Genomic DNA, 13,605 nt, shown 5'->3' on the forward strand with positions numbered 1-13,605 from the left:
ATGTTATATTATTTTCCATTTTTCATATTTTCCATCTTGAATTAAAAGAGATTTAATACCTAAAAGTAATAAATTGACCTATTATTGACTTGGAAATGACGTCATTAAGACATAGGTTTATCTAGTAGATAGATACTGTCAGGGTCATATTAAAACAGTATTCGTTACAGGGGTTTGTATGAAAAAAACAATTATCGCGATGACTATTGCAGGTTTATTTTTAGTTGGTTGTGATCAGGCAAAACAAAATACAGCTACAGATAGTACATCTGCTGCCCAACATTCAACCGTTGAAATGAAAGATAAAGTGACGGAACAATCAGGTACGGCGTTAGATGCAACTAAAAATACGGTGTCCGATGCTGCTGACGTAGTCAAAGATCAAACCAACAAAATGGTTGATAAAGCGGCTGAATTAAGTGATTCAGCGGTTACAAAAGCGTCGGAGATGACAGATGCTGTAAAAGAGAAAACAACTGACATGGTTAATAAATCAAAGCAAGTTGTTGATGATTCTGTTGATTCTATGAAAGAAAAAGCATCTGAATTGAAAACCTCTTTAACAAATTCATCAGCCGATGAAAAGACGTCTGCGGCAGTTGCAGAAATGAATAGTTCAGTATCAGAAGTAAAAGATACTGTTGCTGATGATTCAAAAGCGTTAATAGATGTGACAAAAGAAAAAGCAACTGAAGCGTCTGATGCGGTCAATAAAGCTGAAGATTCCGCGGATCATTCAATGGATGAAATGAAACATTCAGCGACAGAAATGAAAGATGCTGCAGTGGATAAAACAGCAGTGACAGAAGATAACGTAAAAAATGCCGCAAATGATGCAATGAAGTCTGTCGATGATTCAGCTCAAGCTGCGCAAAAAAAAGCCGCTGAAATGACCGATTCTGCTGTTGATAAAACAGAAAATGCTGCTGATGATTTAGAGAAAAAAGCATCAGATTTACTAAATTAAGCGTCCTAAAATTTCGAATATTATAGCAAGATACCGTGAAACTCTCAGTTGAGAGTTTCAAGGTATCTTGTTTTTTCTAAGGAGATTAAGATGAAAAAAACATTATTAGTTGCTGCAATTCTCGGTTTAGCACTTGTTGGCTGTGACCAAAGCACAGATAAAACCGCGACAGATATGCAAAACAAGGCATCAGATACCGCAACACAAGTGATTGATTCAACCAAAGCAGTTGCCAATGATGCTGTTGATGCCACAAAGCAAGCGGCTGACGATACAGCAAAAGCGGCGAATGATGTTGCAGATAAAGCAGTTGATGCCACAAAAGAGATGGCAGATGATGCAGGCAAAGCTGCGGACAATATGAAAGACGCAGTTAAGGATGCAACTGCTGAGTAATTGATAACATAGTTTATTATGGTGTTCTGTTTTATGACGTGTACATATCCATAATATTTTGTGTTATTTCAAGGAGATTCAGATGAAAAAAACACTTTTAGCTACAGCCCTTCTTGGTTTAGTACTTGTGGGTTGTGATCAAGCTTCAGATAAAACGTCACCAACGGCATCTGCGGCGAATGATCAAATTACAGAATTATCACAGGCTGCTGATAATGCGAAGAACTCACTTGATTGGATGGGGGAGTATACAGGTATTGAGCCTTGTGCTGATTGTTCTGGAATTGAAACAAGCTTAACGCTAAAAGACAATGGCACTTACATTTTAGATCAAACTTATCAAGATAAAGAAACCAAACCTTTAACTACAGAAGGTAAGTTTGACTGGAATGATAAAGGCGATACGATCACCTTGAATTTAGGTGGTGGTCAAACAGCTCAGTATTTCGTGGGTGAACAACGTATCTTCCATTTAGATAAAGATGGTAAGCGTGTCCAAGGTGATCTTGCTGATGCGTATACATTAAAAAAACAAGATCACAAATAACCCATTATGCTCGGAACACTTTGTTGTTAGCATATATATTAAGCCCTGATCACAGGGCTTAATTTATATCTAGTGCTAGGATATGCGATGAAGATCGCGAGTATTACTGAGAGCGTTGGATTTCATCATCTACCCAGCGTAAGAGTTGCTTAATCGCTCGTGAAAGCACTTGGTTTTGACGCACGATATATCCCAAACTGGTTGTCGGGAAATCAGGCAGTGGTGTTATTTGTGTTTGTAAGTGTGGTTTTGAATGTAAAGAAAAACTCGGTACTATTGCGACACCAAATCCCGCTTCCGCCCAATCAATCTGCGCATCTACACTGCCTACTTCCATTACATGGTATTTTTTTAATTTTAATAAAGGCAATGCCATATCAATTAATTCACGGGTTCGGGTATCGTGGCCGAGCAAAATCAATGTTGGTTCTTCTGCTGCGAGAGGTTCGGCTGGGATGATTTGTGAAGGGTTAGCCGACAATGCCTGCCAGCGTGATAAGCCATTACCTAATGCGCACCATTTAACTTGTCGTAATTCAGTAAAATGCAGTGGTTGACTCTCTTTCTGTGCAATAACGAACCCAAGATCCGCTTTCGCGCTTTTGACTAACTCGGTTGCTTGAGATGAAGTGGTATTAAAAAGAGACAGATCAATCCCTGGATATTCTTTCTTGAAAGACTGAAAAGGGCTAATTAATAACAAACGAGAAATAATATCACTGGCTGCTATGGTTAAAGTACCGCGATTAAGCTCATTGATAGCGTTCAGATCGGCCTGACAAATTTGCAGTTCCATTAAAGTATTTTCTGCACTTTGTAACAGACGTTCACCGGCTTGAGTTAAACGAAAAGGGTTACGCTCAATTAACTTAACCCGCGTGGTTTGTTCTAATTGCTTGAGATGAAGGCTTACATTAGGTTGCGTCATATGTAGCGCAGCTGCAGTTTTACCAAAGTGCTGGTGCTTTGCCAAAGCGACAAAGGTATTGAGCCAGTGGATATCAATCATATTCGCAATGATTTCCTAAGCAGTAGATGATATTTATTATCATACATAACATATTGAGTTGAGAAGATTAACCATACTCCATATATGATATTCTTATCAAGTTAATAACGATTATTAATTATTCTTATTGACTAGATGAGCATAGGATAGGTGTCATTGCTTTTGAGGAGATTTAAATTATGTCGTCTATTGTTGTTGTTGGTGCTAACTGGGGTGATGAAGGTAAAGGTCGTATTGTTGATTATTTAGCAGACCAAGCTTCAGCAAGTATCCGTTTCCAAGGTGGTAATAACGCAGGTCACACTGTTGTTAACGATTTTGGTACGTTCAAATTGCACCAATTACCAAGCGGCGTATTTAATCCTGATTGTATTGCTGTGTTAGGCCCTGGCATGGTGATCAGCCCTGAAAAACTGTCTTTAGAAATCGAAGAAGTAGCAACATCAGGTGTTGAAGTGAAACTTTGCATCTCAGATCGTGCAACATTATGTCTACCGCTTCACGCACTGGAAGATACCTTAGAAGAACAACGTCTAGGTGATGGTGCTTACGGTTCAACACGTCAAGGGATCGCTCCTGCATACGGCGATCGTGTAATGAAAAAAGGTATTCTTGTTGGTTGGTTAAAACAACCTGCAGTGTTACGTGAACGTATTCAATTCATGATGGATTGGAAACTTCCTCAACTTAAAGCGCTATACCCATCATTTGAATTCACCCAAACAGCAGAAGAAATGACAGAGTGGCTATTAGAGGTTTCTCAACCTTGGCGTGACAGTATTTGTAACGTAACAGAGCCACTTAAAGCACTACAAAAAGAAGACAAAACGTTATTGTTTGAAGCACAACTGGGTGCGGGTCGTGACTTAGTTTACGGTGAATACCCATGGACAACATCTTCTAACGTAACTGCAGCTTACGCTGGTATTGGTAGTGGTTTACCTGCTCTTCATCCTGAGCGTGTTATTGCAGTAGCAAAAGCATTCAGCTCTTCAGTAGGTACGGGTACGTTGATCACTGCAATGGAAGATCAAGATCAATTCCGTGAAGATGCAAAAGAATTCGGTGCAACAACCGGTCGCCCACGTGATATGGGTTACTTCGATGCAGTGGCTACTCGTAACGGTGTTGAACTACAAGCAGCAACTGAAATTGCACTAACTAAGATCGACTGCTTAACAGGTATGAAAGATCTGAAAATCTGTGTGGCTTACAACGGTGAGCATACTGAAAACCCAATTTGGCCTCAAACTGCATCACTAACGGCTGTATACGAGCAAATGACTGGTTGGGAAGAAGATATTACAGGTTGTCGTACATTTGAATCGCTACCTAAAGGTGCACAAGAGTACGTACTTCGTATTGAAGAGCTAATGGGCGTGCCAGTTAAAATGGTTTCTGTTGGTCCTGAGCGTGATCAAATGATCCTTCGCTAATATACGTTCAAAGTAAAAAATAAAAACAGCGGTCGTGTTAATTATTAACACGACCGCTGTTGTATTTGTTATTCTAAGCCGCCGCTGTTACTGTTTTTTTTTCTGTTGTATCTTTTGCATAAATAATACGCGTTAATTTAGGCGCAATAAGTAATGTAATCAGAGCTATTGCGGCTGTACCAACACCAATTTCATTAAACACTTTGCTATATATGATAAGTGTCTGATGTGGGTCATCAATATTACTCGGTACTGCTGTTAATGATGCTACCCAGCCACCGATAACAGCCGCTGTTGCAGAGGTTAAGAACCACATTCCCATAGCAAAGCCCATCATACGTTGTGGTACAAGCTGTGCCACCATGGCTAAACCTAGACCTGATACCAATAATTCACCAATAGACTGGAATAGGTAAGAGACCACTAACCAACCAGAATTAATAATGCTTTGGCTATTTGCAAACTTAGCACCTACTGGAAGGACTAAGAAAGCAAGGCTACATAGCACCATACCGAATGCAAATTTGAACGGCATTGAAAAGCGTTCGCCTAGCTTATTGTAAAGAATCGCTAATAGTGGGCTTGCAAGCATAATCCACATTGGGTTTAGTGCTTGGAATTGTTCTGGAGCAACGGATATTCCGAAGATGTTATGTTCAACATTGTGAATGGCGAAGAAGTTCAATGATGTCGGCATCTGGAAGTAAAGTACGAAGAACACAACCCCCTGAAGCATAAGTACAAAAGCAACGAGCATTTTTGCTCGTTCGTTGCCTGATGTTGAAAAAGCTTCTTTAAAGTACAGTGAAACAATAGCAATACCTGCAACGACTAGAATGGCATGTGCGTAAAATAAATGCTGAAGCAAGAATGAACTCACAAAGCTTAAAGCGACTGTACCAATAACAACACATAAAAAGTAAAAGCTATTCATGGGTTTCATATCAGCTGGGGAGCCAACATCTTGAACGGTTTTTTTGCTCACAATAAAGTTTGCAATGGTAATGATTAAACCAATAGCACTCACTGAAAACGCAAAGTTATAACCGAATTTGTCAGCAATCCATGGTGTTAAAAGCATTGAAAAGAACGAGCCTAAGTTAATCGCCATGTAATACATGGTAAAAGCACCATCTAAGCGAGGGTCATTTTCACCGTATACTTTCGCCAGTAAGCTTGAAGGGTTAGCTTTAAATAAACCATTACCCATAGCAATGAAACCCATCGCGATATAAATCATAGATGGGCTACCATTACCGTGACTCGCTGAAAGACCAAGTAATGCATAACCTATTGTCAGGACGATTGCACCAAGCGTAATTGTACGTTTGGTTCCTAAAACTTTATCACCAACCCAACCGCCAAGCGCTACTGAACCATATATCAATGCTGTAAAGGCACCAAATAATGTAAAGGAAGCAGACTCTGGCATATTAAGAATTTTGACCATATAAACAGTCAAAATTGCATTCATTCCATAAAAGCCAAAGCGTTCCCAAAATTCGATGGAGAATATCAAATAGAAGGGTTTTGGTTGTTTAAATATATTAACGTCAGACATTACATTCCTTAGTTTGCATTGTTGTTTTTTTGTATCTTTGTTGTGATAAGGTTGCATTCTTGACGAAGCTACTATTTTGAATAGTCATCAGCAATTGGGTAAATATAAGTTATTATTTTTGGTTGATTGCGGTTAATGGCTTTGTGTTTTTTATTTATAACATAAAAACAATGGGTTACCTTTATGATGGTCAACTTTTTTATTGTTAAAATATAATAGAGAAAAAAGTTATAAATATCGAGTGACTGAAAAATATCAATTACACAGTGTTTAATAGGTTGTGTATTACTTAAAATTGCACCAAAAATGAATAAATATAAAACTTTGTTTTATATTGGGAGCGATGCGTAATAGGGGGGAGGTAATAGGTTTATATAGGTTTAAAAAAGCAGAGTGATTTACGAATTAATGATAGCGAAGTAGCTAATATGCAATATTGAGATGGCCTTTGTTATCACAATAAATGAGCGTGTTAATTATCAACTCGCCCATTTTCTTTAAACTAATGAAAAGAAGGGAAGATATTCCATTCTTTCATTTTTATGAATACCTAGAAGGTGATACCTGCCTTCATTACTATGCCTACCATCATGGCAAAGTAAGCGAGAAATCCTAAAAAATTACCAACCCAAATTGTCGGGTTTTTATGGTAGAGACCATAAATAAACCAGAGCAAAGAAATAAGCGCATACATAGACCAGGTGGTTAACGATAAACCATGGGCATGATTGGGATGGGATATAAAAAGCTTATATAACTGAGGCAATGTTGCAATTGGGCTTACTAACCCCATAAACAACATGAGCGGTTCAAGTTTCTTCCCTAAACTCTCCAACAGCGACATATGAATTAAACTCCTAAACAACTAATAATAAATAATATTTTTAAAAGTTTAGCTATATTGCTGATAAAATGCTAAAAATATACCCAAGTAATTTCAAACTACAAGGCCTATCGTATTATCAAAACCTATTGTTTGAAGCTGCTTGGGTACATTGTTCAAATTTTCGTTAAAAGAAATCGCTAGAAAATATTATGCTGCAGCAGTTTCTTCTGTTGTCTCTTTAGCGTAGATCACGCGTGTTAGTTTTGGCGCAATAATTAGGGTAAGTAGAGCAATCGCGGCAGTAACATAGCCAATCACCCCAAAGACATGGCTATAAATGGCTAATGTTTGTTGTGGATCCACAATCTTGCTTGAATCTGTTGTTAGTGTTGCTACCCAGCCAGCAAGAACCGCAGCCGTTGCTGATGTTAAGAACCACATACCCATCGCAAATCCCATCATACGTTGAGGAACAAGCTGAGCGACCATCGCTAATCCAAGACCAGATACTAGCAGCTCACCAATAGATTGGAAGAAGTAAGATAACACTAACCAGTTAGAGCTGATAACACTTTGGCTATTGGCAAAGTGCGAACCAAAAGTCAGTACTAAGAAAGAAAAGCTACATAGCACCATGCCGAGTGCAAATTTGAACGGCATAGAGAAACGATCACCAAACTTATTATAAATAATGGCAAGAACAGGGCTAGCAATCATGATCCATAGTGGATTCAGCGCTTGAAATTGTTCTGGCGCAACACTAATACCAAACAGATCATGAGAGATATTATGGATAGCAAAGAAATTAAGCGAGGTTGGCATTTGGAAATACAGTACAAAGAAAACAATGCCCTGTAACATTAATAAAAATGCCACCAACATTTTAGCGCGTTCAATACCAGATGTTTTTAATGCTTCTTTGAAATACAACGCAACAATAGTGATTCCCACTACCACCAAAATAGCGTGTGCGTAGAATAAATGTTGTAGCAAAAAAGCACTGACGAAGCTCAGCACAATTGCACCGACTAATACACTAATATAATGCACAACATTAACAGGCTTCATATCAGGTTTTGAACCAACGTTTTTCACGGTAGAGTGACTGATTATAAAATTCACAATCGTGATCACCAAGCCGATAGCACTGACGGAAAACGCCAAATCATAGCCAAATTTTTCTGCAATCCAAGGTGTTAATAGCATTGAGAAAAAAGAGCCTAAATTTATCGCCATATAATACAAGGTAAAGGCACCGTCTAAACGGGGATCATTCTCGCCATAAACTTTGGCTAATAAACTTGAAGGGTTCGCTTTAAATAAACCATTACCCATAGTAATAAAGCCCATCGCCATGTAAATCAGCATAGGACTGCTATTTTCATGGCTGGCTGAAAGCCCAAGAAAAACATAACCCGCAGTAAGAATAATGGCACCCAGTGTGATGGTACGCTTGGTTCCTAATACTTTATCACCCACCCAGCCGCCAATCGCGACAGATCCATACACCAGTGCTGAAAAGGCACCAAATAAAGTAAATGACGCAGATTCCGACATACCAAGAATTTTAACCATATACACAGTTAAAATCGCTTGCATACCATAAAAGCCAAAGCGTTCCCAAAATTCAATTGAAAATATTAAATAGAAAGGTTTTGGTTGTTTAAATATATTTACTTCGGACATTGCGTACCCTTAAATTTTATAATTATTTTATTTTCTGTATTTTTAGCTATTCAGTGTTAGAAAAAGACACCTATTTGAAAAAGTACTAGTATTATCCGTCATCAGCAATTACCTAAATATAAGTTGTTAATTTTGGTTGGTTGCATTTAATTGCCACTAGTTTTAATGTGTATTTAAAACAGTGGCTTGCGTTAGTTTTTTGGCTGCAATCTTATTATTGAAATACAGTAATAAAAAAGAGTTAAAAAATTCGAGTGGCTGCCAAATATCAGTAAATAAATGGCGAAAAATATAAAGGCTAGCATGTGTGAACGATTGTATATTAGCTATATATGCAAATAAAGTGGGTAATTATTAAATATAGTTATACGTTTTAACGAGGGATGTAAAGAAGGATGTTAATAGGTTGAATATGGATTTAAAATAATAGCAGAGCGATTTACGATTACGAATTAACGATAATGATTAACTAACAATGGATAGGAATTACCTAAGATATTTACTTGCAAAGATGCTCGGGCTTGTCTAACACTCTTGATAGGTGCCGATTGAACGACACCTATATTTATCTGTTAGGCAAGTGTTCCTGCAATCAGTGAGGTTTTTTCTAGCCACTTTAATACCGCTAATGCAGCGGTAGAACACAGGCTTTCATCGGTACTATCAATGAACCTTTGTTCTTCGATTTCAGCGGCAGGTATAAGATCCCCAGAATAATCAGCAAAGTAACACGTCAGTTTTACTGAGATGCCTTCTGCCTTACCATCGGCCTGAGCCGTAAATGTTTCCATGTATTTAATACTGTTTGGTATAAGATTAACGGACAGTTCTTCTTTGATTTCACGGGTTAGTGCTTCAATGTCACTTTCACCGGCTTCACGTTTACCACCAGGAAGGTAAAACAGCGCTTTACCTTGAGATCTTACTACTAAAAATTTACCGTCTTGAATTAAAACCCAAGCGAGCTTATCAATTACTTTACTCATTTATTTACTCAATAATTTGCTGTAAAAACGTTGCGCCATTTTTCATTCTTATAGTTTAAGCACTTAGACAGGTCATTACTTCTTCAATCACAGCTGCAACGCGGTTAGGAATAAATCGGTTGGCGTGAGTGCCTAAGTATATATTCTCGCTGACTTCATTGTTAAATAAATGGATATTTACATGCGCTTTATCTTGAAAGGCATCCACAGCGTAACGAGGTAAAATAGTAAATCCTAGTCCTCGTTTTACAGGTTCTAAAATAAGGTTAATTTGGTTAGAAAATCCTGACCGCTTAAATTGGTTAATATGCTTAAACTCAGGGTAATTAACACTGAGTAACTGGCTTGCATGATAAACCCCATCAGGGTGATCAATAAAACCTAACTCAGTAAGCTTGTCCCAACTTGGCGATGAAATAGAGGCTGGCGTAACCAGCAAAAGCGCTTCTTTACCCATGGCATTCAGGGTTATATCGGCTTTATTTGAAAGGCGTGTCATAAAGCCAATATCGATACGCTGCTCTGCAAGTAAGGTTTCTATTTCATGGTTAGGTGCAAAGCGATAATCAATAACTAATTCAGGATATTGTTGTTGAAAAGCCAGCAAATGAGGGTAGAGCTTCAAACCAATGCTACCAGGAGAAGCAATGCGTACCATGCCTTCATAACGAGGATCAATACTGATCCTTTTATCTAAATCTGTAAGCGACAATACAATTTGGTTAGCTTCGTTGTACAAGCGTTCACCAGCGTGAGTCAACGTGAATTTTTTTCCGTGGCGAGTGAGCAGAGGTTGCTCTAAATATTGCTCTAATTTCTTTATATGTTGGCTGACACCGGATTGCGTCATATAAAGCTTTTCAGCGGTATGAGTAAAATGTCCAGTTTCTACCAAAGTACAAAAGCTACGTAACCAAATGGGATTAATCATTACAAAACGTACTCATTTTTATTATGAATGATAATTTTACTTAATAACATGTGATTTGTAATCTACTCACATCAACAATAACGATGAAGAGAACAAACCATGACAAATCAGACTTACCCACGTAGCTTTTCTCATATTGGTATTTCAGTACCTGACCTTGATGCTGCGGTTAAGTTTTACACCGAAGTTCTGGGGTGGTATGTGATCATGGAACCAACAGAAATTATTGAAGATGATTCCGCGATTGGTGAAATGTGCACAGATGTTTTTGGTAGTAACTGGGAGCGTTTTCGTATTGCACATTTATCAACAGGTGATCGTATTGGTATCGAACTGTTTGAGTTTAAAAACCAAACCAATCCTGAAGATAACTTCGAGTATTGGAAGACAGGGGTATTCCACTTTAGTGTTCAAGATCCTAATGTTGAAGAGCTTGCAGAAAAGATCGTTGCAGCTGGCGGTAAAAAACGTATGAAAGCACCACGTTTTTATTACCCTGGTGAGAAGCCATACCGTATGATTTACATGGAAGACCCATTTGGTAACATCATTGAAATTTACTCTCATAGCTATGAATTACACTACAGTGCTGGTGCATATAAATAAGCGTTAAGTGTTAGCTTTGTTGTAAATAATACGGTGTTGTTATAACCAAAATCCGGCTTTACATTTTCTTTGAGGAAAGGTAAATGAGTCGGATTTTGTATATTTCAGTATTTGTTTTGGTTAATCAGCTTTAATAAAAGAGGTGACTTCGTCTTTGGTTAGGTAACGCCATTGCCCGACTTCAAGATCAAGCGTCACCTCGCCAATCGCTTCACGGTGAAGAGACACGACGCGATTACCAACAGCGGCAAACATGCGCTTAACCTGATGAAACTTGCCTTCAGTAATCGTCAGCAATACTTCTTTCACTGAAATAATGGTTAATATCGCTGGTGCGGTTAACTTTTGTTCGCCTTGTAATTTGATCCCTGCTTTAAATTTTTCGGCCACGTCTGCCGCAATATCTCGAGACAAACCAACCCGATAAACTTTACTGCATTTTTGATTTGGTGATGTGATGTTAAATGACCAACGCCCATCATCAGTGATCAGTACCATTCCTGTGGTATCCGCATCTAAACGCCCTGCAATGTGTAATTCAGCGATATTTTCAATATCAAGGTAGTTAAATAGAGAGGGATAAACTTCATCAATATTTGAGCAGATAGTGCCCGCAGGTTTATGCATTAGGATATAGCGAAACTCACGCGCAATTAGCCTTTTGCCATCCATGATAACGGTATTATTCTCATGTACTTGTGTTGTTTCATTGATAATTACAGCATCGTTGACGCTAATATTACCGGCGTGTATTCGCTCTATGGCTTCTGCTTTAGTCAGTTGGGTACTTTTACAAATAAATTTATCAAGACGCATAACACTGAACACAAGTAGGGAAACAAGCGCATTATTATCCGTTATCATTTCTATTTAGCAATCCTGAACCTTAATTTAGCGAGTGTTTTTTATGCGAAAGAGCATTATCACTTTACAGGTAAATATCCATTTTTATCTTCTATGCGAATAAATATAGCGGTCTGATACACAAACACTGATAAAGTTGGTTAATAAATTGTTGCTTATTTGTTTATCATACTAAAAACAACTTTCCTCATCGAGCGAATAACCATGAAAAAAACACCAAATAAAAATTGGAACCCCATGATTATTTTTCTTCACTGGTTGGTTGCGCTGACTGTCGTTGGATTATTTGCGCTTGGCTGGTGGATGGTTGATTTAAATTATTATCATGCTTGGTATAACACTGCGCCTGATACTCATAAGAGTACTGGTTTGATCTTATTCTTTGTATTGATCGTAAGGTTGCTATTAAGAGCATTAACTGACGCACCAGCCACTCTTTCTAGTCATGCTCAATGGGAGCAATGGCTCGCACAAAAAACGCATTGGCTATTGTATCTGCTGTTATTTGTGGTGATGTTCAGTGGTTACTTGATCTCAACTGCCGATGGAAGAGCGATCAGTATCTTTGGTGTATTTGATATTCCGGCAACGCTTACAAGTATTCAAAATCAAGAAGATATCGCGGGTACTATTCACTGGTATGGTGCTTGTGTGTTGATTGGTTTTGCTCTTTTACATGCTATTGGCGCGTTAAAACATCACTTTATAGATAAAGATAACACGCTAAAACGCATGCTAGGCAAAGCATAATGACAAAATTAGATAAGACGTATTACGACATAAACGGAGATTATGATGAAAAAGCGCCTACTAAGATCTTTTATTCCTTGCACACTTTTGGCTGCGGCTAGTATGTCATCAGTAGCGCTAGCAGACGATTATAAAATCGATACTAATGGCTCACATGCATCGATTCAATTTCGGATCCAGCATCTTGGTTACAGTTGGTTGGTAGGGCGTTTTAATACCTTTGATGGTGAGTTTAGTTATGATGAAAAGCAGCCTGAAGCATCAAAAGTTAAAGTGAATATAGCAACGGCGAGTGTGGACTCCAACCATGCTGAGCGTGATAAACATTTACGCAGCAGTGATTTTTTAAATGTTGAAAAATTTCCAGAAGCGACTTTTGTTAGTAGCACTTTTAAAGAGTTGGGGGATGGCAACGCTACCATGACAGGTGATTTAACGTTAAATGGCGTTACAAAGCCGGTTACGATTGATGTTAAACATGTTGGTGCAGGTAATGATCCGTGGGGCGGCTATCGTCGTGGATTTGTTGGTACTACAATGATCTCATTGAAAGATTATGATATTAAAACAAATTTAGGCCCTGCTTCTACAGAGGTTGAGTTAGAACTCAATGTTGAAGGGATCCGCCTTTAATTGAGTAAGGTAGACGAGTTAGCATTTATATAAAATGTAAGCGCTAACTCGTTAGTGATAGATATTGGAGCTATAGAAATTCAGTACGTTCATCAACACATTCGTAAGAGCCCATTTCAAATTCGCGGCAAATCCAAGGACGGTTTTCATAAATCGTACACATGAAGGTCTCTCTATCAAGTGCAGAGCACCAACCATCAGCGAGTCGAAGCATAGTTTCACCCCCCCACATATCTCGTTTGATATGCCTTTCTGGTACACCTGTATCTGAGATAATCATCACCTCTAAACGGCAGCAGCATGCTTTACAGTTAGAGCATGAGACTTCAGGTGTGGTTTCATTTTTAATTGGGATGTTCATAGCTTGAAAAACACAGTTATCTTTAAGTAACTCAATGCCGCATCAT

Annotated in this window: 15 protein-coding genes; 7 read left to right on the forward strand and 8 right to left on the reverse strand. The window is 38.3% G+C overall.

The window, feature by feature from the left end; genetic code table 11:
- Positions 1 to 178 precede the first annotated feature (178 nt).
- The 3 genes from C9J38_RS18275 (at position 179) to C9J38_RS18285 (ending at position 1,910) form a co-directional block, all read left to right on the forward strand.
- A complete protein-coding gene (locus tag C9J38_RS18275) occupies positions 179 to 967 on the forward strand; it encodes a hypothetical protein (protein ID WP_107208329.1) in 789 nt (262 codons plus the stop codon).
- A 90-nt stretch (positions 968 to 1,057) separates the two neighbouring features.
- The gene (locus C9J38_RS18280) at positions 1,058 to 1,363 is read left to right on the forward strand and encodes a hypothetical protein (protein ID WP_107208330.1); all 306 of its coding nucleotides are present in this window, start codon (positions 1,058 to 1,060) and stop codon (positions 1,361 to 1,363) included.
- 82 nt (positions 1,364 to 1,445) lie between these two features.
- The gene (locus tag C9J38_RS18285) at positions 1,446 to 1,910 is read left to right on the forward strand and encodes a copper resistance protein NlpE (RefSeq protein ID WP_107208331.1); all 465 of its coding nucleotides are present in this window, start codon (positions 1,446 to 1,448) and stop codon (positions 1,908 to 1,910) included.
- A gap of 103 nt (positions 1,911 to 2,013) precedes the next feature.
- On the opposite strand, the gene C9J38_RS18290 is transcribed toward C9J38_RS18285, so the two are convergent.
- A complete protein-coding gene (locus tag C9J38_RS18290) occupies positions 2,014 to 2,919 on the reverse strand; it encodes a LysR family transcriptional regulator (protein WP_107208332.1) in 906 nt (301 codons plus the stop codon).
- Positions 2,920 to 3,098: 179 nt separating this feature from the next.
- On the opposite strand from C9J38_RS18290, the gene C9J38_RS18295 reads away from it, so the two are divergent.
- A complete protein-coding gene (locus C9J38_RS18295) occupies positions 3,099 to 4,355 on the forward strand; it encodes an adenylosuccinate synthase (protein WP_005364252.1) in 1,257 nt (418 codons plus the stop codon).
- A 73-nt stretch (positions 4,356 to 4,428) separates the two neighbouring features.
- Here C9J38_RS18295 and dtpA (C9J38_RS18300) read toward each other — a convergent pair whose 3' ends face one another.
- From dtpA (C9J38_RS18300) to C9J38_RS18320, 5 genes are all read right to left on the reverse strand, one after another.
- Positions 4,429 to 5,916 carry a dipeptide/tripeptide permease DtpA gene (gene dtpA, locus C9J38_RS18300; protein WP_107208333.1) on the reverse strand — a complete coding sequence of 496 codons (1,488 nt, stop codon included), beginning with the start codon at positions 5,914 to 5,916 and terminating at the stop codon, positions 4,429 to 4,431.
- Positions 5,917 to 6,466: 550 nt separating this feature from the next.
- Positions 6,467 to 6,760, reverse strand: coding sequence for a SemiSWEET transporter (locus C9J38_RS18305; RefSeq protein ID WP_107208334.1), 294 nt, complete (start codon positions 6,758 to 6,760; stop codon positions 6,467 to 6,469).
- A 189-nt stretch (positions 6,761 to 6,949) separates the two neighbouring features.
- Positions 6,950 to 8,428: a dipeptide/tripeptide permease DtpA gene (gene dtpA, locus C9J38_RS18310; RefSeq protein ID WP_107208335.1), complete on the reverse strand. Its 1,479-nt coding sequence runs from the start codon at positions 8,426 to 8,428 to the stop codon at positions 6,950 to 6,952.
- A gap of 572 nt (positions 8,429 to 9,000) precedes the next feature.
- Positions 9,001 to 9,414, reverse strand: a complete 414-nt coding sequence (locus C9J38_RS18315; protein WP_107208336.1) for an NUDIX domain-containing protein — start codon at positions 9,412 to 9,414, stop codon at positions 9,001 to 9,003.
- A gap of 55 nt (positions 9,415 to 9,469) precedes the next feature.
- Complete coding sequence (locus tag C9J38_RS18320) at positions 9,470 to 10,345, reverse strand: LysR family transcriptional regulator (protein WP_107208337.1); 876 nt, start codon at positions 10,343 to 10,345, stop codon at positions 9,470 to 9,472.
- Between the two features lie 99 nt (positions 10,346 to 10,444).
- On the opposite strand from C9J38_RS18320, the gene C9J38_RS18325 reads away from it, so the two are divergent.
- Entirely contained in the window at positions 10,445 to 10,951 is a 507-nt protein-coding gene (locus tag C9J38_RS18325; RefSeq protein ID WP_105061909.1) for a lactoylglutathione lyase family protein, read from the forward strand.
- Between the two features lie 120 nt (positions 10,952 to 11,071).
- On the opposite strand, the gene C9J38_RS18330 is transcribed toward C9J38_RS18325, so the two are convergent.
- Entirely contained in the window at positions 11,072 to 11,767 is a 696-nt protein-coding gene (locus C9J38_RS18330) for a pseudouridine synthase (RefSeq protein ID WP_107208393.1), read from the reverse strand.
- Between the two features lie 252 nt (positions 11,768 to 12,019).
- Here C9J38_RS18330 and C9J38_RS18335 point away from each other — a divergent pair, with 252 nt between their 5' ends.
- Both C9J38_RS18335 and C9J38_RS18340 read left to right on the forward strand, forming a co-directional pair.
- Positions 12,020 to 12,565 (forward strand): cytochrome b, encoded by a 546-nt coding sequence (locus C9J38_RS18335; protein WP_107208338.1) that lies wholly within the window; start codon positions 12,020 to 12,022, stop codon positions 12,563 to 12,565.
- A 45-nt stretch (positions 12,566 to 12,610) separates the two neighbouring features.
- On the forward strand, positions 12,611 to 13,198 hold the full coding sequence (locus C9J38_RS18340; RefSeq protein ID WP_107208339.1) for a YceI family protein: 588 nt from the start codon (positions 12,611 to 12,613) through the stop codon (positions 13,196 to 13,198).
- A gap of 70 nt (positions 13,199 to 13,268) precedes the next feature.
- Here the strand turns inward: C9J38_RS18340 and C9J38_RS18345 are convergent, their stop codons facing one another.
- Complete coding sequence (locus C9J38_RS18345; protein WP_107208340.1) at positions 13,269 to 13,559, reverse strand: YkgJ family cysteine cluster protein; 291 nt, start codon at positions 13,557 to 13,559, stop codon at positions 13,269 to 13,271.
- Between the last annotated feature and the right edge of the window lie 46 nt (positions 13,560 to 13,605).

Origin of the sequence: Photobacterium sp. GB-210 (assembly GCF_003026075.1) — a bacterium.
GTDB lineage: Bacteria > Pseudomonadota > Gammaproteobacteria > Enterobacterales > Vibrionaceae > Photobacterium.